The 26,696-nt window shown below is 72.7% G+C and carries 18 protein-coding genes; 10 read left to right on the forward strand and 8 right to left on the reverse strand.

Going from position 1 to position 26,696, the window contains the following annotated elements; translation table 11 throughout:
* Positions 1-7: 7 nt before the first annotated feature.
* Both IEJ02_RS07610 and ligD read right to left on the reverse strand, forming a co-directional pair.
* Positions 8-949: an ATP-dependent DNA ligase gene (locus IEJ02_RS07610; RefSeq protein ID WP_191064006.1), complete on the reverse strand. Its 942-nt coding sequence runs from the start codon at positions 947-949 to the stop codon at positions 8-10.
* Complete coding sequence (gene ligD, locus IEJ02_RS07615) at positions 946-1,950, reverse strand: non-homologous end-joining DNA ligase (protein WP_223863508.1); 1,005 nt, start codon at positions 1,948-1,950, stop codon at positions 946-948. The genes IEJ02_RS07610 and ligD overlap by 4 nt, the downstream gene beginning before the upstream one ends.
* A 30-nt stretch (positions 1,951-1,980) precedes the next feature.
* Here ligD and ku point away from each other — a divergent pair, with 30 nt between their 5' ends.
* Positions 1,981-3,129, forward strand: coding sequence for a non-homologous end joining protein Ku (ku, locus tag IEJ02_RS07620; protein WP_191064007.1), 1,149 nt, complete (start codon positions 1,981-1,983; stop codon positions 3,127-3,129).
* Positions 3,130-3,618: 489 nt separating this feature from the next.
* Here the strand turns inward: ku and IEJ02_RS07625 are convergent, their stop codons facing one another.
* On the reverse strand, positions 3,619-4,446 hold the full coding sequence (locus IEJ02_RS07625) for an NAD(P)H-binding protein (RefSeq protein ID WP_191064008.1): 828 nt from the start codon (positions 4,444-4,446) through the stop codon (positions 3,619-3,621).
* Positions 4,447-4,582: 136 nt separating this feature from the next.
* On the opposite strand from IEJ02_RS07625, the gene IEJ02_RS07630 reads away from it, so the two are divergent.
* Positions 4,583-5,191: a TetR family transcriptional regulator gene (locus IEJ02_RS07630; protein WP_223863509.1), complete on the forward strand. Its 609-nt coding sequence runs from the start codon at positions 4,583-4,585 to the stop codon at positions 5,189-5,191.
* Positions 5,192-5,244: 53 nt separating this feature from the next.
* Here the strand turns inward: IEJ02_RS07630 and IEJ02_RS07635 are convergent, their stop codons facing one another.
* Entirely contained in the window at positions 5,245-6,711 is a 1,467-nt protein-coding gene (locus IEJ02_RS07635) for a glycoside hydrolase (RefSeq protein ID WP_191064009.1), read from the reverse strand.
* 317 nt (positions 6,712-7,028) lie between these two features.
* On the opposite strand from IEJ02_RS07635, the gene IEJ02_RS07640 reads away from it, so the two are divergent.
* Complete coding sequence (locus tag IEJ02_RS07640) at positions 7,029-9,077, forward strand: GTP-binding protein (RefSeq protein ID WP_191064010.1); 2,049 nt, start codon at positions 7,029-7,031, stop codon at positions 9,075-9,077.
* 13 nt (positions 9,078-9,090) lie between these two features.
* Here the strand turns inward: IEJ02_RS07640 and IEJ02_RS07645 are convergent, their stop codons facing one another.
* Together IEJ02_RS07645 and IEJ02_RS07650 are read right to left on the reverse strand one after the other, a co-directional pair.
* On the reverse strand, positions 9,091-10,359 hold the full coding sequence (locus IEJ02_RS07645) for an IPT/TIG domain-containing protein (protein WP_191064011.1): 1,269 nt from the start codon (positions 10,357-10,359) through the stop codon (positions 9,091-9,093).
* Between the two features lie 83 nt (positions 10,360-10,442).
* The gene (locus IEJ02_RS07650) at positions 10,443-11,195 is read right to left on the reverse strand and encodes an IPT/TIG domain-containing protein (RefSeq protein ID WP_191064012.1); all 753 of its coding nucleotides are present in this window, start codon (positions 11,193-11,195) and stop codon (positions 10,443-10,445) included.
* 513 nt (positions 11,196-11,708) lie between these two features.
* Here IEJ02_RS07650 and IEJ02_RS07655 point away from each other — a divergent pair.
* The 5 genes from IEJ02_RS07655 to IEJ02_RS07675 are packed head-to-tail and all read left to right on the forward strand — an operon-like array spanning position 11,709 to position 19,565.
* A complete protein-coding gene (locus tag IEJ02_RS07655; protein WP_370466996.1) occupies positions 11,709-13,367 on the forward strand; it encodes a S1 family peptidase in 1,659 nt (552 codons plus the stop codon).
* Positions 13,364-15,829, forward strand: a complete 2,466-nt coding sequence (locus tag IEJ02_RS07660; RefSeq protein WP_223863510.1) for a serine/threonine-protein kinase — start codon at positions 13,364-13,366, stop codon at positions 15,827-15,829. Before IEJ02_RS07655 ends, IEJ02_RS07660 begins: the two co-directional genes overlap by 4 nt.
* 12 nt (positions 15,830-15,841) lie before the next feature.
* Positions 15,842-17,353: a vWA domain-containing protein gene (locus tag IEJ02_RS07665; protein ID WP_191064013.1), complete on the forward strand. Its 1,512-nt coding sequence runs from the start codon at positions 15,842-15,844 to the stop codon at positions 17,351-17,353.
* Positions 17,350-18,282 (forward strand): GlnX family signal transduction membrane protein, encoded by a 933-nt coding sequence (locus IEJ02_RS07670; RefSeq protein WP_191064014.1) that lies wholly within the window; start codon positions 17,350-17,352, stop codon positions 18,280-18,282. Before IEJ02_RS07665 ends, IEJ02_RS07670 begins: the two co-directional genes overlap by 4 nt.
* Positions 18,279-19,565 carry an ABC transporter substrate-binding protein gene (locus IEJ02_RS07675; RefSeq protein WP_191064015.1) on the forward strand — a complete coding sequence of 429 codons (1,287 nt, stop codon included), beginning with the start codon at positions 18,279-18,281 and terminating at the stop codon, positions 19,563-19,565. The genes IEJ02_RS07670 and IEJ02_RS07675 overlap by 4 nt, the downstream gene beginning before the upstream one ends.
* Positions 19,566-19,640: 75 nt before the next feature.
* Here the strand turns inward: IEJ02_RS07675 and IEJ02_RS07680 are convergent, their stop codons facing one another.
* Together IEJ02_RS07680 and IEJ02_RS07685 are read right to left on the reverse strand one after the other, a co-directional pair.
* Positions 19,641-21,563, reverse strand: coding sequence for a DUF8823 domain-containing protein (locus IEJ02_RS07680; RefSeq protein WP_191064016.1), 1,923 nt, complete (start codon positions 21,561-21,563; stop codon positions 19,641-19,643).
* A 201-nt stretch (positions 21,564-21,764) separates the two neighbouring features.
* Positions 21,765-24,359, reverse strand: coding sequence for a D-alanyl-D-alanine carboxypeptidase family protein (locus IEJ02_RS07685; RefSeq protein ID WP_191064017.1), 2,595 nt, complete (start codon positions 24,357-24,359; stop codon positions 21,765-21,767).
* Between the two features lie 255 nt (positions 24,360-24,614).
* On the opposite strand from IEJ02_RS07685, the gene IEJ02_RS07690 reads away from it, so the two are divergent.
* Both IEJ02_RS07690 and IEJ02_RS07695 read left to right on the forward strand, forming a co-directional pair.
* Positions 24,615-25,364: a GOLPH3/VPS74 family protein gene (locus IEJ02_RS07690; protein WP_191064018.1), complete on the forward strand. Its 750-nt coding sequence runs from the start codon at positions 24,615-24,617 to the stop codon at positions 25,362-25,364.
* 381 nt (positions 25,365-25,745) lie between these two features.
* Positions 25,746-26,639, forward strand: a complete 894-nt coding sequence (locus tag IEJ02_RS07695; RefSeq protein ID WP_191064019.1) for a helix-turn-helix domain-containing protein — start codon at positions 25,746-25,748, stop codon at positions 26,637-26,639.
* The last annotated feature ends 57 nt before the right edge of the window (positions 26,640-26,696 follow it).

Consider the following 26,696-nt stretch of genomic DNA (forward strand, 5'->3'; position numbering starts at 1 on the left):
AAGGTGATCAGTCGGGGATACGGAGGCGCATGACCCTCGTCGCCGCGTGGCGGACCGTGCCTTCCTGGCGGACCTCGACGGTCAGGTCCGGGGCGATGGGGCGGTAGGCGATCTCGGCGCCGACTCGGTCCAGAGCGGTGGGGAGTTCGGCGGGCGGGGGCTGGGGGTCGGACAGGTCGCGCAGGGCCGTGCCGAGCTGGGCGCGGACGGCCGTGGAGAGCGGGGCGGAGATCAACGGCACGTCGTCGCCGGGGAGCACCAGCGCGAGGGCGCGCGGGCGGAGCCGGGGGCCGACGACGCCGACGACGACGGCGTCCCGGGTCTCCGAATGGCGCACCTTCCGCCAGTGGCGGCCCGGCCGGTAGGGCTGGTCCAGCTCCTTGATGACCAGGCCCTCGATACCGATCTCCAGAAGCGACTCGTACCAGGTGGCGGCGAGCTCCGGATCGGTCGTCATCGGCACGGCCTGGAGCGGTGGGCCGAGCGGTTCGAGGAGCGCCATCAGCCGGGCGCGGCGCTGTTCGTACGGCAGCGGCCGCAGATCCTCCGCGCCCATCGCGAGCAGGTCGAAGGCGGCGTAGGAGGCGGGCAGTTCCCGGGCGAGCCGCCCCGCCCGGGACTCGGACGCGGCGAAGGCGCGCTTCTGGACGGCGGCGAAGTCCGTACGGCCGCCCGCCCACACCACCACCTCGCCGTCGAGGACCGTGCCGGGCGGCAGCGGCCGCGCGGCTGCCGCCAGGTCGGGGAAGGCGCGGGTGACGATGCGGCCGGAGCGCGCCTGCATCCTTACGGTGTCCCCCAGCCGGAAGATCAGCAGCCGATGGCCGTCGAACTTGGGCTCGTAGGCCAGCCGCCGGCCGGGCGGGGCGGTGGGCAGGATCGGGACGACGCGGGCCAGGGCCACCTCAACGGGCGGCTGAAGGGGCGGCTCAGGGGAGGACGGCGTCATCGGCCGGCCGCGCTCTCGTCGTCGTCTCGGCCGTTGTCCTCGCCCTCCTCGACGTCGGCGCCGCCACCGCTCTCGACGTCGGCGCCGCTATTGCTTTCCCCGGCGTCCGCGCCCCTCGGCAGCGGGCGCGCCTCCGCCGGGTCCAGCAGCGGGGCGAGCAGATCCCCGTGGCGGTCGAGCCGCGCGGGGATGTCGTCGATCAGGAAGGACAGCGCCGCCGGGTCGCCGCACGCCTCGACCTCCTCCCAGGTGACGGGCGCGGAGACGGCCGGTTCGGGGACGGCGCGGGGGGTGTAGGGGGCGGCGGTGGTCTTCGCGGCCGCGTTCTGGCTGAAGTCCACGTACACCTTCCCCGGCCGCAGCGAGCGGGTCATCTTGCGGATGACCAGGTCCGGCAGGGCGTTCGCGGCCTCCAGGGCCAGCCGTCTGGCGTAGGCGGTGGTCTGCCGGGAGGGGGTCGGCTCCACCGGCACCAGCAGATGCAGCCCCTTGGAGCCACTGGTCTTCGCGTACGCCGTAAGGCCGTCGTCGGCCAGTCGCTCGCGCAGCCATACGGCGACGACGCGGCAGTCCACGATCGTGGCGGGCGGCCCGGGGTCGAGGTCGAAGACGAGCCGGTCGGCGATGCCCACGCCCTGGTCGATCCGCCACATCGGGGTGTGGAGCTCCACCACGAGGTTGGCCGACCACATCAGCGAGGGCAGGTCCTGGATCACCACCTGCCGCGCGGTCTCCCCCTTATGGCGGGTGACCTCGGCCGTCGTCACCCAGGAAGGCGTGCCCGGAGGCGGGTTCTTGGTGAAGAACTTCTGGCCGTCGGGGCCGTCCGGGTAGCGCAGGAACGCCAGCGGCCGCCCGCGCAGATGGCCGATGAGCGCGTCCGCGATCGACGCCAGGTAGTGCAGCAGCTCGCCCTTGGTGGTGCCGGTGGCCGGATGGATGACCTTGTCGAGGTTCCTGAGCGTGATCCGCCGCCCCTCCACCTCCGCGATCGGGGACATACGATAAGAATCTCACGAAAGGGATCAAGCATGCGATCTATCTGGAATGGGAACATTTCCTTCGGGCTGGTGAGCATTCCGATCAAGATCTATCCGGCCACCGAGGACCACTCGATCTCGTTCCGGCAGATCCACACCCGCGACAGCGGCCGCATCCGCTACCGCAAGGTCTGCGAGCTCGAGGACAAGCCGGTCGAGTCGAGCGAGATCGGGCGGGCGTACGAGGACGCGGACGGCGCGCTGGTCCCGATCACCGAGGAGGACCTGGCGGCGCTTCCGCTGCCGACCACCCACACCCTGGAGATCGAGGCGTTCATCTCCGCCTCCGAGATCGATCCGCTCCAGATGGGCGACGCCTACTACCTGGGCACCAGCGGCGCCGCCGGGGCCAAGCCGTACACCTTGCTGCGCGAGGCGCTCAAGCGCAGCGAGAAGGTCGCCATCGCCAAATACGCCCACCGCGGCCGCGAGCGGCTGGGAATGCTCCGCGTCGTGGGCGACACGATCGCGCTGCACCGGCTGCTCTGGCCGGACGAGGTGCGCGAGCCCGCGGGGGTGGCCCCCAAGGAGAAGGTCACCGTGAAGCCGGCGGAACTGGACCTCGCCGACACCCTGATGGAGACGCTGGGAGAGGTGGATCTGAACGATCTGCGCGACGAGTACCACGAGGCCCTGGAGGAGCTGGTGGCGGCGAAGATGTCCGGCGCCACGCCCACCGCCGAGCCCGGCGAGCGGCCCGCGGGCGCGCAGGTGGTCGACCTGATGGCGGCGCTGAAGGAGAGCGTACGCAGCGCAAAGGAGGCCCGGGGCGAGGGGGCCGGGGGCGAGGGGGCCGGGGGCGAGGGGGCCGGGGAGGGCGAGGCCGAGGCCGAGGAGGGCGAGGAGGAGGCGGAGGCGACGGTCCACGAGCTGCGCGGCCGCAAGAAGGCACCGGCGAAGAAGGCCGCGTCGGCGAAGAAGGCGCCCGCGGCGGAGAAGAAGACGGCGGCGAAGAGAGGCGGGACGAAGACGGCGAGAGCCGCCAAGGCCGCGGAGGGGGCGCCTGCGGGGAAGGCCGCGGGGAAGGCCACGGGGAAGAAGGAGACGGGCACGAAGAAGGCCGCGGCGAAGAAGACGGCGGCCAAGAAGACCACCGCGAAGAAGCAGGCGGGGAAGCGCGGCACGCGGACCGCCTCCTGAGGCGGGCCTGGCGCCAGTGAGCGCGGAACGCTCCGCGCGCCATCCAGGCGCCCGAGGAGGCCCCCTCGGGCCGCGGCCCCCCGTACTCCGTGGCCCGGGGATCAGGCCGTGCCCACGAGCTCGTAGCCGGCCTCGTCGACAGCGGCCCGGACGGCCTCCTCCGCGAGCGGGCCCCAGGCCGCGACCCCACGTGGCCCGCCCCAGGCCGCGACCCCACACCCCGACCCCCAGGCCGCGGACCCACGTACCGCGACTCCGAGGACCCGCCCCTGGGACAGCCCGCCGCAGGCGCGACCGTGGCGCGATCGCGGTCAGCCGACCATCGCCGCTCCGCCTCGGAGAGCGAGGGCACCGCCTCGCCCCTGGGCTCGGCCACCCGGCCCCGGGGGCCCGGATCCCGGGGCCCCGCCCCGATGCACGGCCGGGGTGCACGGCCGGATCCCACCCCGGCACGCAGCCGCATCCCGGCGCGGTCAGCGCCTCAGCGCCTCAGCGGAAAGCCGCCACATGGTCCTCCACCCACTCCGCGAACGTCCGCCCAGGCCGCCCCGTAATGCGCTCCACCTCCGGCGAGATCGCCTGCGGCCGGTCCACCAGCTCCGCGAAGACCCGCAGCAGCGAGTCCGCCATCTCGGGTGTGACGAACCCGCCGGACATCCGCTCCCGCGCCGCCTCGTGCGGGATCTCCTCGTACCGCAGCGGCCGCCCGATGACCTCACCGATGACGCGCACCTGGTCGGCGAAGCTCAGCGACTCCGGCCCGGTCAGCTCGGGGGTCTTGCCGACGAGGTCGTCGGTGAGCAGGGCACGGGCGGAGACCGCGCCCATGTCGGCCTCGTGGATGAGCGCCATCTGCGCCCCGGCGTACGGCCCGTACACCACGTCCCCCGCCTTGATCTGGTCCACCCACTGCAGCGCGTTCGCGGCGAAGCCGCCCGGGCGGACGAACGTCCACTCCAGCCCCGTACGCTCGACCTCCTCCTCCAGCGCGCGGTGACGGACGCCGATCGGGTTCTCCTGGGGATCGAGGTCCGACAGGACGGAGGACGAGGAGAGCATCACGATCCGCCGCACCCCGCTCTCCTTGGCCCGCTCCAGGATCTTCTCGGAGCCGACCTGCCAGACCACCGCGGGGTTGAGGAACAGCGCCGTGGCGCCGTCCAGGGGCAGCTCATCAGTGCGGGCCGCCCGCACGCCCTCCGGCAGCCGGGCCGCCTCGGGGTCGCGGGTGAGCGCGAGCACCTCGGCGCCCGCGTCGGCCAGGTGCTTCACCACATGGCTGCCGACGTTTCCGGTGGCTCCGGTCACCACGAACATGATCGATCTCCTTGTGTGTCCTGCGATCCCGTACGTAACCGAGGTTCATCCAAACGGATGACGTTGTCAAACAGTTAGATGAGAGCATGGCGGGTACCCCGGCTAGCCTGTCCGGGCCGAGGAAGAGGAAGAGGAGATGACGACCATGCAGGGGACGCCCAAGAGGCCCCGCCGCGCCCCCACCCCCGAGGAGCGCAAGCAGTGCCCGGAGCGCTCCCGGCGGCTGCTGCTGGAGGCGGCCATGGACGAGTTCTCCGAGAAGGGGTTCGCGGGGGCGCGCGTCCAGGACATCGCGGACCGTGCGGGCCTCAACAAGCAGCTGATCACCTACTACTTCGGCGGCAAGGAGGGCCTCTACCGGGAGCTGGGCCGCGAGTGGCTGCGGCACGAGGCGACCTTCAACGACCCCGCGCTCCCCTTCGAGGAGCTGGTCGTCCGCTACCTCCGGGAGGCGTTCGACGACCCCCGCGGCATCCGGCTGGCCATCTGGCAGGCGCTGACCGGCGAGGCGGGGGACGAGCCGCGCGAGGACCTGTCCGACATGCGGCGCCGGCAGGCGGCGGGCGAGCTGGCGGACGACCTCGACCCGGCCGCCGTGCTGCTGATGTGCTACGCCGTGGTCTCCGCACCGGCCACGATGCCGCACGCCGTCCGCCAGATCTTCGGCATCGAGCCGGACTCGGCGGAGTTCCGGGAGCGGTGGGAAGAGCAGCTGCGCCGGATCCTCCGCCACCTCGCCGCGTAACCGCACGCCCCTACCCGTAACCGCACGCCCACGCCCTACGCCCTACCGTCTGCTCACTCGGTCACCCCGTCGATCTGGAACGTCTGCACCGACTTCTCGGCGAACGGAACGCTCAGCCGCTTGCCGGCGAGCGCCGTGTCCTGGCGCGCGGTGTACAGATCGCCGGTGCCCGAGGTCTGGGTGGACCAGCGCGGCACCAGCCCGCCCGCGCCCCCGGTGACCTGGCCGAAGCGGGACAGGTCGAAGGTCAGCGTCTGCGCGGCGCCGGGGTTGACGGCGACGAGCACGAGCCGCCGCGCCCCCGGATCGTACGCGGCGACCGCGTGGTCCGAGCCGGTCTCCAGGATCCGCATCCCGGGGCGGATATGCCGGGTGAACTGCGCGAGCACGTAGTACTTGGTCTGCACGGCGCCGGGCTGGGCGGTGGCCGGGTCGTAGTGGATCAGCGCCCAGCCCGCGCTGGGGTCCATGACCTGCCAGTAACACCACGCGGTGGGGTGCAGCCAGCGGAAGTCCAGGCAGAGGTTGGTGGCCAGGGTGAGGCCGGTGCCGTCCTTGTCGCCGGTCTCGGAGTTCCACAGCTTCTTGCCCGCCGCGCGCACATCCGCGTACAGCAGATCGCGGCGGCCGCCCGAGCCCTGGTAGCCGTGGACGTTGACCTGGTCGACCAGCGCGCGGGTGGCGGTGTCGAACGAACTCCAGGTGGTGCGGGCCAGGTCGTAAGAGGTCTCGTCCGACGCCGAGATCCGGGTGCCGGTCAGCCCGCGCGCGTCGAGCTCGGTGCGGAGGTGGCCGAGGACGGTCCGCTGGACCGCCGCGTCGATGTGGCAGCCCTCCTGGGTGCCGTCCGCCTTCCACCACGCCGACGAGGGCTCGTTGAACGCCTCGACGGTGGCGAAGCGGACGCCCCAGTGGTCCTGGGCGTAGCGGGCGGTGGTGGCGAGGTAGAGCGCGAACTGGCGGTAGTTCCAGGACTGGAGGTTGTTGCCGCCGTCCGCCGCGCCCGACGGGTTGTGGTTGAGACACATCCACCACATGGGCGAGTTGGAGAACAGCTCGCTGACGGCGCCCCGCTGGACGGCCTTGCCCAGCGCCGCCCGCTGGACCGCGTCGGCGTTCCAGTGCCAGGCCGCGGAGGCGGGGTCCTCGCTGTTCCAGTCGTGCCAGTAGCCCTCGATCTGCTTGAACCGGGGGATGTTGGGCGAGGCCACCATGGATTGGCCGCCCACGCTGGTCCAGGCGCAGCCGCCCAGGTTGTAACGGGCGATGTTCAGCCCGAGACCGGGCAGCGAACGGCCGCCGTAGCCCACCGACTTGGTGGTGAAGAAGAGATCGGCGAAGTCGTCCCGCTGCCCGAAGAGATTGGCCCACCAGGCGAGCGAGGTCCCCCAGCCCTCCCAGGCCCCGTGGTCGGTACCGGGGTCGACGCCGATGGTCTCGTCGGCCCGGGCGGTGCCCGTCGTAAGGGCGGTGCCGAGCACGGTGGTGCCCGCCGCCGCCAGAAGCGTTCTGCGCCGCATCGTCAGTCCCCTCCGCCGCACCGGCCCCCGTCGCTTACGAAGGGTCGGGGCAGCGGCGGGCGTTGTCGAGAGGCGTGACAGCGCTTTCTACGGACGGGTGCGGAGACGGGCACGTGACGGTCCGCCCGTAAATCGGTTGCCTCCGACCGCCTCCGTGTCCAGGATGTCCGCGACCTCACGTCCACGGACGTCCACGGACGTCCACGGACGTCTACGCACGTCTACGAACGTCTACGAGCAGGAGCAACCGATGCGCCGATTCCTCGGAACGACTCAGCGCCCCCACCGGACGACCGTTTTCGAGGACCTCAGCATCCATGCCCAGCTCTCCACGGGTCTCACGGACCCTCAACATCGGTGTGCTCGCCCATGTCGACGCCGGTAAGACCAGCCTGACCGAGCGGCTGCTCTACGACGCCGGGGTGATCGACCGGCTCGGCAGCGTCGACGCCGGGGACACCCAGACCGACACCGGCGAGATCGAGCGGCAGCGCGGTATCACCGTGCGGACCGCGGTCGCGTCCCTCACCGCCGGGGACACCCGGATCAACCTGATCGACACCCCCGGCCACTCCGACTTCATCGCCGAGGTCGAGCGCGCCCTCGGGGTGCTCGACGGCGCGGTGCTCGTGCTGTCCGCCGTCGAGGGCGTCCAGGCGCAGACCAGGGTGCTGATGAAGACGCTGCGGCGGCTGCGGCTCCCGGTGCTGCTCTTCATCAACAAGATCGACCGGGCGGGCGCCCGCGACGAGGGGCTGCTCGCCGACATCCGGCGCGCCCTGGCGCCCCATCTCGTCCCGCTGACGTCGGTACGGGACCTGGGCACGCGCAACGCCCACGTCCGGCCGCGCTCCCTGGACGATCCGGGCGTGCGCGCCGAGGCGGCCGAGGTGCTGGCCGAGACCGATGACGCGCTGCTCGCGCGGGTCGTGGACGGTCCGCTCCCCTCCGCCGAGGAGGTGGCGGCGGCGCTCGCGGCCCGTACGGCGGAGGGGCTGGTGCATCCGGTCTTCTTCGGCTCGGCGCTCAGCGGCCAGGGCGTCGGGGCGCTGGTCGAGGGGGTCGCGCGGCTGGTGCCGCCCGCGCCGGGCGGCGCGGAGCCGCGCGGCACGGTCTTCGCCGTCGAGCGCGGCGGAGGCGGCGGAAGCGGCGGAGGCGGCAGGGACGGCGGAAGCGGCACAGGCGCCACAGGAGGCGGCAGGGGCGGCAAGGGCGGCAAGGGCGGCAAGGCCAGCGCAGGCGCCCGTGGTGGCCGTACGGCGTATCTGCGGCTGTTCTCCGGTGAAGTGGCGCTGCGGCAGCGGGTGACCCTGCACCGCCGCGGGCCCGGCGGCGCCCTCACCGAGCACACCGGGCAGATCACCGCGCTGGAGGTCATCGGAGACCCGGGGGCCGCGCGGGGGCCGCTGACCGCCGGGAACATCGCGAGGATCAAGGGGCTGCCCGGGGTCCGGGTGGGCGACCGGCTCGGGCCCGTCCACGACGTCGCGTCGGACCGGCGGCACTTCGCCGCGCCCAGCCTCCAGACCCTCGTCCGCGCCCGCGAGCCCGGCGCCGCCGCCGCGTCCCGGCTGCACACCGCGCTGCTCGACCTGGCCGACCAGGACCCGCTGATCCACGCGCGGGCGATGCCCGGCGGGGCCACCTCGGTGCTGCTGTACGGCGAGGTGCAGAAGGAGATCATCGCGGCCACGCTGGTCCAGGACTACGGCATCGAGGCGGACTTCGAACCGAGCCGTCCCGTGCTGGTCGAGCGCCCCTCGGGGGTCGGCGAGGCGGTCCGCGAGATCGCCCGGGTCGGCCACACCGGGCCCTGGGCGACCGTCGGGCTGCGCGTGGAGCCCGCCGAGCGCGGTGCCGGGGTGGTCTTCGGCTACGAGACCGAACTGGGCGCGCTGCCCCGGGCGTTCCACAACGCGATCGAGGAGACCGTGTACGAGACGCTGTTCCACGGCCCCCGTGGGCGCTCGGTGACGGACTGCCGGGTCGTCCTCGTCCGCTCCGGGTTCATCGGTCCGTTGAGCACCGCGGCCGACTTCCGCGACCTCACCCCGGTGGTGCTCGGGGAGGCCCTGGAGCGGGCGGGGTGGCGGGTCTACGAGCCGTACCACGCCTTCGAGCTGGAGCTTCCGGCCGCGACGCTCGCCGCGGTCACCGCCCATCTCGCCGCCGCCGAGGCGGACATCGGCGAGAGCGTGGACGGTGCCACGGGGTGGCTGCTGCGGGGCGAGATCCCGGTCCGCCGGGTGCACGGTTTCGAACGGGTCCTGCCCCGGCTGACGCACGGCGAGGGCGTGTGGTGGTCCCGGCCGTGCGCCGACCGGCCACTGCGCGCCGGCGCGGCGGCCCCGGGCCTTGGCTCCTAACTCCTCCTGGCTCCTAGATCCCGGGCGGCCCCACACGGGTGTAGACGACGCTGTTGCTGCTGCCGCCGGGCGTGGTGACCCGCACGTTCACCGGCCCGGCGGGCCCGGACGGCGCGATGGCGGTGACCCAGGTGTCGGAGACGACGGTGAAGGAGGCGGGTGTGGAGCCGAAGAGCACCGAGCCGGTCGTGGTGAGACCGCTGCCGAAGAGCGTGACCGTGGTCCCGGTGTCGAGCGGCCCTACGGTCGGCGACAGGCCGGTGAGAACGGGGGTGGCGACATACGTGTACGGGACGCCGTTGCTGGTGCCGCCCGGCGTCACCACGGTGATCTGCACGGTGCCGCTGCCCGGCGGCGCCACCGCCGTGATCTGCGTGGCCGACACCACCGTGAAGGAGGTCGCGTTGACGGCCCCGAACCTGACCGCCGTCGCGCCGAGGAGATTGGTGCCGGTGAGGGTGACGGTCGTACCGCCGGGGGTGGGGCCCTGGGCGGGTGCGGCGGAAGTGAGGGTGGGGACGCCGACGTAGAAGTACGTGACCCCGTTGCTGGTGCCGCCCGGCCCGGTCACGGTGATCTGCACCGGCCCGGCGGCCCCCGGCGGGGCGACCGCGGTGATCTGGGTGGCCGAGCCCACGGTGAATGACGAGGCGGGCGTGGCGCCGAAGGTGACCGCCGTGACGCCCGTAAGGCCGCTACCGGTGAGCGTCACCGTGTTCCCACCACCCACCGGACCCTGCCCCGGGGAGACGGAGGTGAGCACGGGCACCGGCGCCACCACATAGCTGTACGCCACCCCATTGCTCGTCCCACCCGGCGTGGTCACCGTGACCTGCACCGTGCCACTGCCCGGCGGGGCCACCGCCGTGATCTGCGTCGCGGAGAGCACCGTGAACGACGAGGCGGGGGTCGAACCGAAGCGCACCGCCGTCGCGCCCGTGAAGCCACTCCCCGTCAACGTGACCATATTGCCGCCACCGACCGGCCCCTGCCCCGGGAAGACGGACGTCAGCACGGGCACCGGCGCCACCACATAGCTGTACGCCACCCCATTGCTCGTCCCACCCGGCGTCGTCACCGTGACCTGCACCACGCCACTGCCCGGCGGCGCCACCGCCGTGATCTGCGTGGCGGAGACGACGGTGAACGACAAGGCGAGGTTCGGGCCGAAGCGGACCACCGTGGCCTGGGTGAAGTTGCTTCCGGTCAGGGTGACCTGGGTCCCGCCGCCGGGCGAACCGGCGGCGGGGCTCACGGAACTGATCACAGGAGGGGACGCCATGGCCGTCGAGGGACCGGTGCCTGTACCTGTGGCTTGAGGGGTACTCAAGGGGGTTCTCCTTCTGGCGGGTCGTCCCACGGTGATCAGATGCCCGGACCGGCCACGTACTGGAACGGGGTCGGGGCGGTGGCGTTGCCGGCCAGGGTGGTGACCGTGATGTCGGCGGGGCCGGGCGCCCCGTCCGCGGTGGGCGGCGAGACCGCCGACACGCTGCTGTCGCTGATCACGGTGAACGGCGCCGCGTTGCCGCCGAAGGTCACCGACTGGGTGGTGGTCAGGTTGGTGCCGCTGATGGTCACCGAGGTGCCGCCGGAGGGCGGGCCCGAGGCGGGCGTGAAGCCGGAGACCGTCGGGGTGGCCACATAGGTGTAGGAGAAGCCGTTGTTGCTGCCGCCCGCGGTGGTGACGGTCACCCCGACCGCCCCTGCCGCGGCACCGGCCGGTACGGCCACGGTGATCTGGCTGTCGGAGACGACGGTCGGCGTCGCGGAGTTGGCGCCGAAGTGCACGGCGCTCGCGGTCGACAGCCCGGTGCCGTTGATGGTGACGACGTTACCGCCCGCGAGCGGTCCCGAACTGTCGCTCAGCGAGGACTTGAAGGGCGGGCCGACGTAGTAGAAGTTCAGCGGGTTGCTGGTACCGCCGGGCGTGGTCACGGTCACCGGCACCACCCCGCTGCCGGACGGCGTGGTGACCGTCACGGAGGTGGCGTTGTTGGCGGTGATGGTGGCCAGTTTGCTGCCGAAGTGCACGGCCGTGGCACCGCCGAGGTTGCTGCCGGTGATGACGACGGTCTGTCCGCCGGCGCTGGACCCCTGATTGGGTGTGATGGGCATGGCGCATTGCCTCCTGGGTGAGGGCGGGGCGTGGACGGGACCGGGCGGGCTGGACCCGCTCGCGCTCACGGGAGTCCGGCGCGCGACCGCGGGCTTTGGGGCACCCGCCCGGTCCTCCTCGCGGTACGCCTGGCGCCCGGCTCCGGCGAGGACGCGGCGCCCCCAGCGCCGAAAGAAACGACGGGGGTTCCACCGCACACTTTCAGTAATCCATCCGACGTAGCCCGCCACAAGGAGAGGTAACGCCACGTCACCCGATTGGCCGGGCGCGCGGGACCGGCGGCGCCGCGCACCGGACGCGCGGGGCCTGCCGTCCCGCCCCGTACGGCCCCGGCACGCCCCTCTCCGGCGCGGGCCCCGCCCCTCTCCGGCCCCGGGCCCCGTCCCTCACCCGTTCCCGTGACCCATCGGACGGACGGGTCACTTCCGTACCTCTCGGGCGTATGCTCTTGCCGCATGGGGGCGGAAATGGGCATTACCGCCGATGCGACCTCCAACGGGGGCACATGGCGGGTGAGGATCCGTAGTTCGGCCGGTGACGTCCTGGGCGCCGGAATCCTCCTGGGCAGCGAGACGGTGCTGACGTGCGCCCATGTGATCCCCGACGACGGGCTCCCGGTGCCCGCCACCGAGGTGCTGGTCGAGCTGGTCGAGGTGCACGAGGCCCGGCCCGTCCCCGCGCGCGTCGCCGACGGCTGCTGGGTGCCCCAGCGCTCCGACGGATGCGGCGATGTGGCACTGCTGCGGCTGGGCCGGCCGCAGCCCGCCGAGCACGCCGCGCCGCTCTACCGGCTGCCGCCGGTGCTCGGCCGGCCGGTGTGGATGGGCGGCTTCCCCAAGGGGCTCGACAACGGCCACTATCTGCGCGCGAAGACCGCCGGGCGGGTCGGCCCCCGGGCGGAGTGGGTGGGCCTCGACCCCAAGTCGCCCCGGGATGTGGTCCGTAAGGGCTTCAGCGGCGCCGGGGTGGAGGACGAGGCGACGCGGCATGTCATCGGCATGGTCGTCAGCCGGTACGACGATCCGGTCGACGTGCCCTCCGCCGAGCGCCTCAGCGTCTCCTACATGATCCCGGTCGAGACGATCGTGCGCCATCTGCCGGTGGTCCACCGCTGGGTACGCGGGGATCCCGGGGTGGACCGGCCGCTGGTCTCCCCGCTGACCACCGGCGTCCAGGACATCGGCTTCGCCCAGCGGCTCGCCGTATGGCTGCGCCGGGAGCCCCTGACCGGGCGCCCGGGCATCACGGACGTGGAGACCGTGGTCATCGAGGACGACGACCACGCGCGGTACGAGGCGCTCAGCCGCGCCATCACGCTCGCCGACCGCGAGCTGTCGGGCGGCGGCCCCGACGAGGCGGTCTCGGCCGCGCCGCACGGCACCGTACCGCCGCTGGGCAGCGTGGACCTGGCCATCGACGTCACCAAGCGCACCGACACCGAGGTCGCGCTGCGGGTCGCGGACCGGATGGATCTGCGCTCGCCCGGCGACACCTCCCCGCTCAGCCGGGTCCGGGCCAACGCGGTGCCGCTCACCATCGTGGCCGTCGGCGTGGACCGCGCCCGCGACCCGGAGGCGCTGGTCGGCTTCATGAAGCTGCTCGCCGACCGGGGCAGCCGGCTGCTGCTGGTCTTCCGCGACCCCCAATCGAGCGGACTGCGGCTGGCCGAGCGGCTGTTCCGCCCCGAAGCGGCCCGGATCGACGCCTGGCTGGACGAACTCGCCGGGCGGGTGGCGCTCGCCGCCGACCGCGAGCACGAGACGGCCGAGCGCGGGGCGCGCCGCTCGTCCTTATCGGACGCCGAGGACGCCACGGCCCTGCGGATCAATCTGACCCGGCTGCGCTCCGACCCCGAGCTGCGCTCCCACCGCATCGTCGCCAAGCTGGCCGCGTTCGAGCACTCGGTGCGGACGGTCGCCGAGCGGGCCGAGGAGACGCTGCGGGTGATCGACGCCCAGCAGCCCGCGGTCCAGGAGCTGAAGTGGCAGCTGGTGTCGTACACGGCGATGCTCGGGACCAAGGCCGAATCCGAGCGGGCCGAGCTGATCCCGCTGCACCGCGCCGCGGTGCGGCTGCTGGCCGAGGTGCCCTGCGATCTGCCGGAGGCCCGCCGCGCCGTCGACCGGTTCGTGGCCGCCGTGCACACACCGCCGGAGGGGGAGGCGCCATGACGGACCCGACGGATGGGACGGTCTGCGGCCGCACCGACTGCCGCGGCGAGGGCCTGGGCCGGATCAACGCCCGGGGGTTCTGCTCGGAGTGCGGCCGCAGACCCCTGCCCGCCGCCCCGGATCCCGCTCCCCCGCCCGCCGGGACGGCTGTTCTGGCGTCCGAGTCCACCGCGACCACGGCCCGGGCCCGCCGCCGCGATGTGGCGCGGAAGTTCACGGTGCGGCCGGCGGGCGAGGGCCTGCTGGACCTGCCCCGCGTCGAACTGCCCTCGCTGCGCGACCTGGTGATGGACGATCCGCATCCGCCATCGCGCGGCCAGACCTGCGGCTGGGAGGGGTGCGACGAGATCGTGGGCGCGCCCTACGCCGGGCAGTCCGCGCTCTCCCGGGGCTACTGCCCGCGCTGCCGCCACCCGTTCGACTTCACCCCGCGGCTGAGCCCCGGAGATCTGCTGGGCGATCAGTACCGGGTAGTCGGCTGCGTGGGGTACGGCGGGCTCGGCTGGGTCTATCTCGCCGAGGACACCCAGCTGGACGACCAGCCCGTGGCCATCAAGGGCCTGATCAACAACGAGGACGAGGCGGCCCTGCGGACGGCGGTCGAGGAGCGCCGCTATCTGACCATGCTCGACCACCCCGGCATCGTCCGGATCATCAACTACGTCACCCAGCCCGATCCCCGCGACGACGGCGCGCTGACGGGCTACATCGTGATGGAGTTCGTCGGCGGGATGACCCTCGCCCAGATCAAGGACCACATCGCGGACGCGGTGAAGCCGTACGACGGGCCGCGGCTGTACGAGCACATCCTGGCCTACGGCTGTCTGGTGCTGCGCGCGGTGGGCTATCTGCACGGCGAGAAGCTGCTGTACTGCGATCTCAAGCCGAGCAATGTGATGCACTACGAGGACCGGATCAAGGTGATCGACCTCGGCGCGGTGTGGCGGCTGGGCCAGCGGGACGGCGGGCCGCCGGTGATCACCGAGGCGTTCGCCGCCCCCGAGGTGCTGGCCCGGGGCGCCTCCGCCCTCACCGAGCGGCATGACCTCTTCGGGGTCGGCAGGACGCTCGAGGAGCTCTCGGACAAGGCCGCCCGGCCGGCCCAGCGGCCGCCGGGCCTGGGCGCCGAGTCCTACCGCCGGGTGCTGGCCCGCGCCACCGCGGCCGACCCGGAGCGGCGGTTCGGTTCGGCCGCGGAGATGTCCGAGCAGTTGTGGGGCGTGCTGCGGGAGATCCACTCGCTGCGGCTGAGCCGGGAGCAGCCGGAGCCGTCCACGCTCTTCGCACCGACCTCGGCGCTGCTGGACTCCTCGCTGGGCCGGATCCCGGACCTGGAGCGCTGGCTGGACGAGGAGCCGCGCCCGCTGCTGGCGTCCGGGCTGCCCCGGCCCGAGCGGGTGCCGCTCGGGCTGCCGGTGCCGTTCCCGGACGCGGCGGATCCCGGCGCGGCGCTGCTGGGCGTCCCGACCGACAGCGGGCCCCGGCGGCTGATCGAGCAGCTGCACGCCTTCCCCCGCCCCTCCGCCGAGATCCGGCTGCGCGTCTGCCGCGCCTATCTGGAGCTGGGCGAACGGGACGCGGCGGCGGAGGAGTTGGCGATCGCCGTCGAGTTGATCGGCTCCGCCGCCCCGTACGACTGGCGGCTGTCCTGGCACCGCGCCCTGCTGCGGCTCGCGGACGGCGCGGTGGCCGACGCCCGGCGGGAGTTCGACGAGGTGTACAGCGCCCTGCCCGGGGAGTACGCGCCCAAGCTGGCGCTGGGGTACTGCGCCGAGCACCTGGGCGACCATGAGGCCGCCAAGCGGTTCTACGAGGCGGTGTGGCAGCGCAACCGCTCGCAGGGCAGCGCCGCCTTCGGGCTGGCCCGGCTCCGGCTCGCGGCGGGCGACCGGGGCGGCGCGGTGGAGATCCTCGGCGGGGTGCCGAAGGTCTCCCGCCACTACGACGCCGCGCGGATCGCCATCGTGCGGGTGCTGTCGGGGCGGCTGGGCCACCCCGACGCCCTGCCGACGGCCGAGGACCTGGCGGAGGTCCGCACGCGGCTGCCGCGGCTGTATCTGGACGAGGGGCGCGAGTCCGGCCCGGCCCGGGACCGGCTGACGGCGGAGTCGCTGGAGGTGACGCTGGACTGGGCGGAGCGGCGGTCCGGCGCCGGGGAGCGGATGGGTGAGCCCGCTGGGCAGGCCCGTTCATGGCGCTGGGTACGGAAGGGGCGCGTACGGAAGGAGCGCGTACGGAAGGGGCGCTGGGTACGGAAGGGGCGCGCCGATCTGGCGGCGGAAGCGCCCCGGAGGGGAACCGAACCCGCGTCGCTGGTGTATGGGGAGTGGGAGGACGAAAACGCGCTGCGCGGGGAATTGGAGCTGACGCTGCGCCGGCTGGCCCGGCAGGCGGACAGCCCCGAGGCGCTCGGGGTGCTGATCGACCGCGCGAATGCCATCCGGCCCATGAGCCGCGTCTGACAGGGGGATCAGATGAGCGAGGACCACAGAAGGCGGTACGGCCCAGGGGGCGCGGACGGGGGCCCGGCCCTCACCCTGCGGGTGCACCAGAACAAGTACCTGCCCGCCTCCGCGGGCCGCACCGAGATGCACGCCATCGTCAGCGTGCGGGCCCACGGCCTGGGCCCGGCGGCGGCCCGTACCGCCACCTCGGAGGTCATCGTCATCGACTGCTCGATGTCGATGAGCTGGCCGCCGACGAAGATCGCGGCGGCGCGGCGGGCCACCGCCACGGCGGTCGGCATACTGCGCGACGGCACCCGCTTCGCGATCGTCGAGGGCACCGAACAGGCCCAGGTGGTCTATCCGTTCACCGGCGGCATGGCGGTGGCGGGGCCGGACACCAAGGCCGCCGCCGCCCGGGTGGCGGCCCGGCTGCCCGCGGTCGGCGGCACCGCGATCGGCTCCTGGCTGGACCTCGCCCGGCGGCTCCACCTGCGGCAGCCCGCCGCGATCCGGCACACCCTGCTGCTCACCGACGGCCGCAACGAACACGACCCGCCCGGCTATCTGGAGCAGGTGCTGGACGCCTGTGCCCCGCATTTCACCTGTGACGCGCGCGGGATCGGCGACGGCTGGGACGCCACCGAGCTGAAGCGGATCGCGCACCGGCTGCACGGCCGGGCCGACGCGGTCCTGAAGGACTCGGCGCTGGACGCCGAGTTCGAGGAGATGGTCTCCGCCTCGATGGCCAAGGCGCTGGCCGGGGTGCGGATCCGGATCCGCACCCGGGCGGGCAGCCGGGTCGGCTTCGTCAAGCAGGTGCACCCCACCCGGGCGGACCTCACCGACGAGGGCGTCCGCCCCGATGAGCGCACCTGGGAGTGGACCACCAGGGCGTGGGGCGACGAGACCCGCGAGTACCAGGTGTCCGTGCTCGCCGATCCGCGGCGCGATCCGATGGGCGAGGACGTGGAGCTGGCCGCCGTGGAGCTGGCGGTGGAGGGCGACACCGCGCTGCCGCCGCCCGAGCCGGAGTCGGTGCTGGTCCAGTGGACGGACGATGTGCTGCTGTCGTCCCGTATCGACCCCCGGCTGGCGCACTACGACGCCGACTCCGAGCTGGGTCACGCGATCACCGCGGGCTGCGACGCGTACGAGGCGGGTGACCGGGAGCGGGCCCGCCGCCAGTGGGGGCGCGCCGTCCAGCTGGCCCATCAGCTGGGCAGCGAGAAGATGCTGGCCCGGCTGAGCGGGCTGGTCCACATCGTCGACGCGGCCACCGGTGAGGTGCGGATCCGCGAGCCCATCCGGCCGCTGGACCTCAACTCGGTGATCGTCGTGTCGGAGGAGAGCGCCCCCTTCCTGGGGAGGGACCGCCCGGAGCCGGTCGCGCCGCCCGCCGCGGATGTCCTCTGCCCGGCCTGCGGGCGCCGGTCGCCCGCCACCGCCGGGTTCTGCCAGCAGTGCAACGCTCCCCTGGACGGCGAACCGGGCGAACCGGGTCAAGTGGGTCAAGCGGACGGCGTGGGCGGCGCGTTATGAGCACCACCCGGGCCTTCCTGGTGCGTCGGCTGATCGCCCTGCTCGTGGTCACGGCGGTGGCCGTGGCCACGCTGCTGGCCGCGTACTACGGCGTCAGCCGCAACTCCAAGGCGGTAACCGACCGGTCCACCCCGGCGATACTGCAGGTGGCCGCCGCCATCGACGCGCTGAACGCCTCGTACGAGGAGGCGCGGCGCAGCATCTCCAGCCCCACGGCGGAGTTCGAGGGGCTCAGCGAGGAGTACCGCGACAAGCTGTCCACGGCCAAGCAGAGCCTGACCCAGGTGTCCAAGAGCACCATCGGGGGCGAGTCGGCGCGCGGTGCCCTGCGCACCTCGACGGCGCTGGTGACGTCCTACGGCGACACCGTCGAGCAGGCGTACGCGAACCGCGAGAACCCCACGCTCAGGGACGCCTACCTGCGGTACGCCTACTCCATACTGCGGCACGACCACAGCGGTGTCCTCGACCGTCTGAAGGCGGTGCAGCAGCGGCAGTTCGACGTGCTCGACGACCAGACCTCGTTCGGCTGGCTGCTGGCGTTCGCCTGGTGGCTGCTGGTGCCGGGGCTGTTCCTCACGCTGGCGGCGCTGCTGGTCCACACCCAGCGCTTTCTGCGGCACCGCTTCCGGCGACTGGTCAATCCCTGGCTGGCGGCGGCGACCGCGCTGCTCGTCGCCCTGCTGCCGCTGGCGGTGTTCACGTATCAGACCCAGGACCGGCTGGAGTCGGCCCGGGCCAGCCTGACGCAATCGGACATCGGCCGCACCGGCGGCCCCACCGCCAGGGAGGTCGCGAGGACGATGCGGAACGCGCATTGGCAGGCCGGTGCGGTCGGCTGGATACCCGTGGGCGGCGCCGTGCTGGCCGCCCTGATCCTGGTCGGCCTCCAGCCGCGTATCGACGAGTACCGGTTCCAGCCCCGATGAGCGCCGCGAAGCGGTCCGGTCACGCCACGGCCACGGTCCTCGGGCTGTGGATGGTGCTGCTGTGTGTCGTGGGCGCGGGCGATACGAGCGGCTGGCAGTCGCGCGGCAGCGTCAGCGTGCTCGCGTCGTGGACCGGCAAAGAGGGCGAGGCGTTCCGGGGGCTGTTGGACACGTTCACCCGGCGTACCGGCATCCATGTGGACTATCAGGGCACCACCGCGCTGCGCGAGGTACTGGCCTCGGAGGTGGCCTCCGGGACCCCGCCCGACATCGCCGTGCTGCCCAGCACGGGCGAGCTGGCCGCGTACGCCCGGCAGCGCCAGCTGACCCCGCTGGACGGAGTGATCCCCAGCCGGGAGCGCGGGGCCTACGGAGAGCTGTGGAAGCCCCGGCTGAGCGCCGGAGGGCCGGTGTACGGGATCGCGGTCAAGGCCGATCTGAAGAGCATCGTGTGGTACGACCGCGACCGCCGCCCGGGCACGCTGCCCGCCCTCGCCGCCGACGGCCGCCAGTGGTGCGTCGGCATGGGCGACGACGCGGCCTCCGGCTGGCCCGGCACCGACTGGATCGAGGATCTGCTCCTCCAGCAGCAGGGCCGATCCGTCTACCAGGACTGGGCCACCGGCGGACTGCCGTGGACGGACCCCCGGGTCGAGCGGGCCTGGCGGAGCTGGGGCTCGCTCTTCGGCAAGGCCACCGCGCGCACCGCGCTGATCACGGACTTCCGCGAGGCGGGCGCGAAGCTGTTCGGGGCGCACCCGCCGTGCGCGCTGGAGCACCAGGGGTCGTTCATCCGCAGCGGCTACCCCAATCCCACCGAGGCGGTCTTCGCCTTCTCCCCCGGGCTCCTCCCCGGCACCGACCGGCGATCCACCGCCCGGGAGGTATCGGGGGACTTCGCCGCGATGTTCCGCGACACCCCGCAGGCCCAGGAGCTGATGCGCTATCTGATTTCGGCCGACGCCCAGCGGGCGTGGGGCGAGAAGACCGCAGAAAACAGCACCCACCCGTTCTTCGCCAACCGCGACGTCCGGCTGGACGCCCAGGGCGACGACGCCGTGGGCCGGAAGATCGCGACGACCCTCCAGGACTCGACGTCGCTGTGCCTGGACGCCTCCGACGCCATGCCCACCCGGATGCGGGTGGCCTTCCAGCGCGCCGCGCTGGCCTACCTCAGCGACACCGGCAAGCCGCCGGACGGGCTGCTGCGCAGCCTGGAGAGGATCCGCCAGAGCCTGCGCGACACCCCCGACCAGCCCTGGCTGTCGACGGTCTGCGGCTGAGGCTGACCAGGGCGCCGCGCATGATGCCGGTCCGCGACTGACCGGGCCAGGGAACCGATCTGCCGTCGGCCGTGCTCAGGGAGCCATCTCGTCCGGGCAGGGCGTGCCGCGCGGCAGCTGGTACTTGCCCGTTATGCGGTAGATGCCGGGCCGGGGGGCGTGCAGCACCGTCCACTCGTCCTCCGGCTGGCCCTCCTCCCCGCCCTCGGTCTGCTTGGTGAGGCAGCCCTCGCGGTTGATCGGCAGCCGGTCGCCCTCCCCCTTCGGGGCCCGGACGCTGTGCCCGTCCTTGTCCACCAGGCCCAGCCACGGCGAGTACGGGATGCGGATGAGCACCGGGCCCTTGGCGCGGACCGACAGCACCAGCTGGTCGGCGCCCGCGCGCCGCACGGTGGCGGGCGGGTCGGCGATCTGCGTCGGGTCCTTGACCTCGTACAGCTTCCAGTTGGCGTCCGACCAGACCTCGCGCAGATACGGCAGCTTGGTGCCGAGCAGCTCGGCCTCCTGCTCCGCCGCGGTGTCCGGGTCGTCCGCGGGCAGCACCACATAGTGCACCGCCCAGCGCTTGAGCCATTCGTGGTAGCTGACCGGGGTGAGGGTGTCCTCGCCGTAGAAGATCGGGTTCCGGTCCAGGTCGCGCTGCCGGTTCCAGCCGCGCGCCAGATTGACGTACGGGGCGAGCGCGGAGGACTCGCGGTGGCTGCGCACCGGAACCACCTCGACCCGGCCCCGGTCGGCCTTCTCCCGCTTGAGCCGGTCGACCAGCGGCGCCAGCTCACGGGCCCAGGACGCCGAGGGGGCGGTGTGGATCACGTCGTCGGCGGTCTTGACCCCCTGCCACACCGTGACGGTCGCGAGCGCCAGCACCAGAACGGTCCAGCGGCGGCCCGCGCGCGTCGTGCGCAGCTCGGCGCGCGGCGGCTTGCGCACCGCGGGCAGCGCGGCGATCAGCACCACACCGCCGAAGATCATGCCGAGGCGGGAGATATTGGTGCCGATCTGGGAGGGGATCGCCCAGGTGAGCACCACTCCCAGGCAGTAGAGCCCGGCCCCGACCCGCACCGTCGACCAGGTGCGCGGCACGCACATCAGCGCGGCGGCACCGGTGATGAACGGCAGGATCACCGACCCGATGCCCATCGGCTGCTCACCGGAGAACGGGAACAGCCAGGCCGACAGGCCGACCACCACGACCGGGGTGACCCCGAGCGCGTACGCCGCGGGGCGGCGCTTGGTCAGCCACAGCCCGGCGGCCACGACGCCCACGAACAGACCGGCCACCGGGCTGGACATGGTCGCCAGCGCCGACAGCACGGCGGCCAGGACGAACCGTCCGGTCTTGTGGTGCCAGTGCCGGGAGCGCCACCGCCGGGGCCAGGCGAAGATCACGGCCACGGCCGCGAGCCCGAACATCGCGCCGAGCCCGAAGGTCACCCGGCCCGAGATGGCGTTGCAGGTCAGCGCGAACGCGCCGTACATGGCGGGCCACATCGGCCGCCGCACGGCACGGCTGCGCACCAGCAGCAGTGCGAGCAGCCCGGCGGACAGTGTCCCCGCGATCACCATCGTCGAGCGGACCCCGAGCACCGCCATCAGATACGGCGAGATGACGCTGTACGAGACCGGGTGCATCCCGCCGTACCAGGCCAGGTTGTACGCCAGGTCCGGGTGCTGGAGGGCGAACTCCGCCCAGGCGTCCTGCGCGGCGAGGTCACCGCCGCTGTTCGCGAGCAGCGCCACCCACAGCAGATGCAGCAGCGCGGCGGCGGCCAGGGCGGCCAGAACCGGATGGCGATGGGCGGCCGGAACCGGATGGCGCAGGGCCGTCCGGGCGCGCTGGAGCAGCCCGCCCGAAGCGGCCTGGCGGCTCTCGCGCTCCGCCTCCGCCGGGCCGGTCGGCTCGGCCGGCCAGCGCTGTGTGGGTACGCGTATTCGTGCGGCGGTGCTCTCCTCCGAGCCCCCGCTTTCATCGGCCCGTGTCGGATCCACGGTGGTCACTGCGGCTCTCCCCGTCTTCCCCCGAGGTCTGCCCCATCGTCCTCAACCCCGCGCCGGGTCACTCCGGTTCCGCGGTGGGTCCAGGCCGGGGACCCAGGCGACGCTAGCACGCTCGGGCGGCCCCGATCCGGCTCGGGCCCCGGCGGCGTTTCGCGCCGGGGCCGCTTCCTCTCGTCCCCTCTATCCCACTTCCCCAGTGGGTCAGCCGATACGGGTCAGTTTCGCGCCGAACGACGGCTCGGACAGGTCATCCTGAAGGGCCACCGGCGCCGTGAGCTGTCCGGGGCCCGTGCCCACGGTCACCTCGCCGACGACCGTGCCCGCCTTGGCCGAGTGCGGCACCGTCTTACCGCCGTCGCCGATCTTGATGTCCACCGTCAGACCGGACCAGCCGACCGCCTTCAGATCCTTGGTGGCGACGACCGGCGTGGTGCCGCCGAGGCCGTCGTCGACCTGGCCGACGACATCACCCTTCTTGATGACGGTGGCCGAGGTGAGCGCGTCCTGCACGGCGGTGATCAGCTTGTAGCTGTTGGTCTGCGCGAGCTGGAGGCTGGCGTCCAGCGTGGTGGTCGCGCGCTGCTCGAGGACCACACCGAGGATCCGCTGCTTCTTGCCGTCGATCGTCCGCACGGCGCCCCACATCAGGGCACCGCCGGCCGGGGTGGACGAACCGGTCTTGATACCGATCACGCCAGGCTTCACCAGCAGATTGTTGTTGTTGTAGATCCGGTCCGGAAGCCCCGGGATCTCGGTGTTGGGCGTGGCCACGACCGCGCGGAACGCGTCGGACTGCATCGCCGCCTTCGCCAGCTTCAGCTGGTCGGCCGCGGTGGACTTGGTGGACTCCTTCAGACCGCTGGGGTCGGTGTAGGTGGTGTGCTTCATCCCCAGGCTCTCGGCCGCGTCGTTCATCTTCTTCACGAACGCGTCGAGCGATCCGGCGTCCCAGCGGGCGAGCAGCCGGGCGATGTTGTTGCTGGAGTTGATCAGCAGCAGCTGGAGCAGCTGGTGCTGGGTGAAGGACTGCCCCTCCTTGACCTCCGCCCGCGACTCGTCGGCGGACTTCGCCTCCTCGGCCGCCTGCCCGTCGATCTTGATCTTCGGGCCCTCCGCGTCGCCCTTCAGCGGATGGTCCTTGAGCACCACATAGGCCGTCATGACCTTGGTGACGCTGGCGATCGGCACGGGCTTCTGCTCGCCGGAGGTGCCCAGGCTCCCCACGCCCTCGACCTCGGCGGCGGACTGCCCCTGGTCGGGCCAGGGCATGGACAGCGCGCCGCCGCCGAAGCGGTAGCTGGCGTCCGAGGTGAGCTTCAGCGACGGATCCGGCAGCGGCCGCAGCGCCTGGACGACGCCCAGGATGATCACCAGCAGCACGGCCAGCGGCGTCCAGATCTTGACCCGGCGAACCGCCGTCCGCAGCGGCGTCTCGGGCTTGGGCGGCGTGTTGGTCAGCTGCGCCAGCAGGTCGAGCGGCGCGGGCTGCTTGCCGTCCGGGGTCAGCGGCGGCAGCGGCTGCTGCTTGGTCCGCTCGGCCTCGGGGAGCGCCGCGGGCGGGGCGGCGGGGGCCTTCGGGGCGGCGGGCGCGGCGGAGGGCTTCGGCGGGGCCGGGTCGTCGGGGGACCGCAGCGGGACGAACTTGCTGGTCCGCTCGTTGTCCGACTCGCCGACGGGCTTCTTGCCGGACGCCTTCGCGTCGGACGCCTTGTCGGCGGTCTTGCCGCCGGTCGTCTTGCTGTCTGCCGTCTTGCTGTCGGCCGTCTTGCTGTCGGCCGGGGGGTTGACCGCCTTGAAGGCGGTGGTCGGCTGGTCGACGCCCTTCTTGTCGCCCTTGTCGCCCTTTCCGGGCTTCTCGGGGAGCACGCCGAAGGCGGCCGTCGGGCGGTCGATCGGCTTGGCGGGCGCGTCGTCGTCCGCGTCGGACGCGGCGGCCTTACCGGACTCACCCTTGGGCTCGTCCGCCTCGGCCTCTTCCTTCTTCTTGGCCTCGCCCTTCTCAGGCTCGCCCTTCTCGGACTCGCCCCTCTTGTCCTTGCCCTTGTCCTTGCCCTCGGCGTCCGCCTTGGGCTTCACCGTACGGAAGACGGCCGTCCGCTGATCCACCGACGACTTCGACGACTCATCGCCGCCCTCATCCGCCCCGGCCCCGGTCTCGGTCTCGGTCTCGGACGCACCCTCAACCTTCGCGTCGGCGCCCTCCTTGGGCTTCACCGTACGGAAGACGGCCGTCCGCTGATCCACCGACGACTTCGACGGCTCGTCGCCGCCCTCGTCCGCCCCGGCTTCGGACGCGCTCTCAACCTTCGCGTCGGCATCCGCGTCATCAGAGTCGTCAGCGCCATCGGAGCCGTTGGAGTCATCGGCGCCGTCCGCACCGTCCTCGTCCGCTTCCCGCTCCGCGTCGGGCCCGGCCGCGCCCCCCTTGGGGGATCCGTCCGGCCCACCGCCGTCCGCCTCCGGCTCTACCTTCGCCTCCGACGTCCCGGAACCTTCGCCCTGTTCACTATCGCGAACACCAGAAACCTTCGCGTCGCCCCGGTCGACCGCCGGTGCCTCCGGTTCCGCTTCCGCCTCCGCTTCGGCTTTCGCCTCGGAGGTCACCCCGAGCTCGTCAGGAGCCGACTCCGGCTCCTCGGAACCCGACCGGAGGTCGTCGGACACGACGGCGACCGCCGTCGAGCCCTGGCCCGCCTCCGCTTCGCGCGAGATCGCGAGCCTCGGATCGCTCTCTCCCCTAGCCGTCTCCCCCGACGACTTCTGCTGATCCGACCTGCCGGGGGACTCGCCCGCCACCGATGCCTCCTCGATATGTGTCGCGGGACGCCCTACGCCCCATGGCGTCACGTCCCGCAGCCCAACCTCTACCAGTGTCCTGTGTGTCCGGCACGCGATCGCGCATCGCCACAGCCGGAGAGCGTCTTCAGGTGCCCGCCCACCTGCTAGACGAGAACGACATACCTACTGGTTCCCACCCAAACCCCCCAGGCACTCTCGACAGACCAATGTGAGAGGGGTCACCCTGTCATTCATCCACGCGGGGAGGCATGGATGGGCAGGAGCCGCAGAACAATTCCGGAGGAGCTTCTGCTGCTCGCTTTGGACCCGACCACGGGTACCACGGCGCAGCCGCAGTCGCTCGACCTCGGTCTTGCCGGGGCACAGCTAGTAGAGCTGGCCCTGGCCGGACGGATAGCCCCTGACGGGGATCGTATCGCCGTGGTGCTGCCACGGCCGACCGGAGATCCGACTCTGGACTCCGCACTGGAGTTGCTGCGCCGACGCGGCAGCCCGGTGCGCGCGGTCCACTGGATCGGCGGGCCCCGGCTGGGGCTGCGCCAGACGTACCTCACGCACCTGGAGCGCTGCGGCATGGTGCATGCCGTCGCGGGCCAGATGTGTGGCGTACTGCCGACGACGCGCTACCAGGCGACGGACACGGCGATCAGCCGGGAGATCAGGGCCCGGCTGGACAGCGCGATCCGCACCGGCGTACCGCCGGACCCGCGGACCGCCGCGCTCGCCGCCCTGGCCCACGCGGTCGGGCTCGGCAAGCACTTGTATCCCGGGAACGAGGGGCGTTCCTCGCGCTCCAGGCTCCGGGATCTGATCCGGCACGACCCGATGGGCGGTCTCGTGGCGCACGCCGTGATGGACGTGCAGAACGGTGTCGCGGCGCAGCCACGGCGCGCACCGGCCGCGGGCCGACAGGCGGGGACGCGCGCCGCGGCGGAGCCCGCGGCCGGCGTTCCGGCCCAGCCGTCCCGTCGCGGGAACATGGCCCGCGTCGGAGCGCGCTGAGGCCCCTTCGGGGCACCATCGCACCATCACGCACCACCCAGCCCGTCGAACGCACCAACAGCCCGTCAGCGGGGCGGCGGAGACCGCTCCCGGCACCGTCCGGGGCGGAGCGCCACCGTCCGGCTCCGAGCAGCACCGAGCACCACTGACGCTCCACCGACCGCACCGCAGTCCCCACTGACCCGGTTCGGGAGCCGCTGAAGCGCGCGGGGTGGTGGGACGGCCGATTTGGACGACCGGCCGTCCCACCGCCCCGCGCGCGCGTTCGCCCACCGATGTGCGGCCGCCCTTGTGCGGCCATTTCCCAGCGCGGCCCCGTCCGGTAGTGGCAGGCTGCTGAGCAGCATAAATCAGCAGTACGAAGCCGGAGGTGCACGTCCCGTGACATCGAACGTCGGCCCCACTGTCCGGCGACGCCGGTTGGGCCAGGAACTGCGCAGGCTCCGCCAGGAGAAGGGCATGACGGCGGAGGAGGTGGCTGAGGAGCTGATGGTCTCCCAGTCGAAGATCAGCCGACTGGAGAACGGGCGCCGCAGCATCAGTCAGCGCGATGTGCGCGACCTGTGCCGCACCTACAAGGTGGAGGACAAGGCGCTGGTCGATTCGCTGATGCAAATGGCGAAGGAGTCGCGCCAGCAGGGCTGGTGGAACGCCTTCGGCGATGTTCCGTACAGCGTCTACATCGGCTTCGAGACGGACGCGGCGTCGCTGCGGGTCTACGAACCCCAGGTGCTGCCGGGCCTCTTGCAGACCCCGGAGTACGCGGAGGCGGTGATCAGCGGCGCTCTGCCGGAGGCCCCGCAGGACCAGATCGCCCAGCGGGTGCAGGTCCGGCTCAGGCGCCAGGAGCGGATCACCGATCCGCTGGCCCCGCTGCGGCTGTGGGCGGTGGTGGACGAGGCGGCGATGCGGCGGGTGGTCGGCAACTCCAAGATCATGAGCGATCAGCTGGACTATCTGGTCCGGATGAGCCATGAGCCCCATGTGACGGTGCAGGCGCTGCCCTTCGACATGGGGTCGCACCCGGGGATGAGCGGGCAGTTCACCATCCTGGAGTTCTCGGACGAGTCGGACACCAGCGTCGTCTATCTCGAGGGCGTGACCAGCGACCTGTATCTGGAGAAGCTCAGCGATGTGCAGAGCTACAGCATGATGTACGAGCATCTGCGGGCCCAGGCGCTGAACGCGGACCAGAGCCGCCAGTTCATCACCGAGGTGGCCCAGGAGCACGCCCGCCGGCACCGGGCGGAGAGCGAGGCGGCTCCGGCGGACTGAGGAGGCGCGGAAACGCTCCGGCGCGAACGGCGAAGGGTGGAGGCTACACCTCCGTGC

It is taken from the genome of Streptomyces sp. 5-10, from assembly GCF_014712245.1.
In the GTDB taxonomy this organism is placed as follows: Bacteria; Actinomycetota; Actinomycetes; order Streptomycetales; family Streptomycetaceae; genus Streptomyces; species Streptomyces violaceusniger.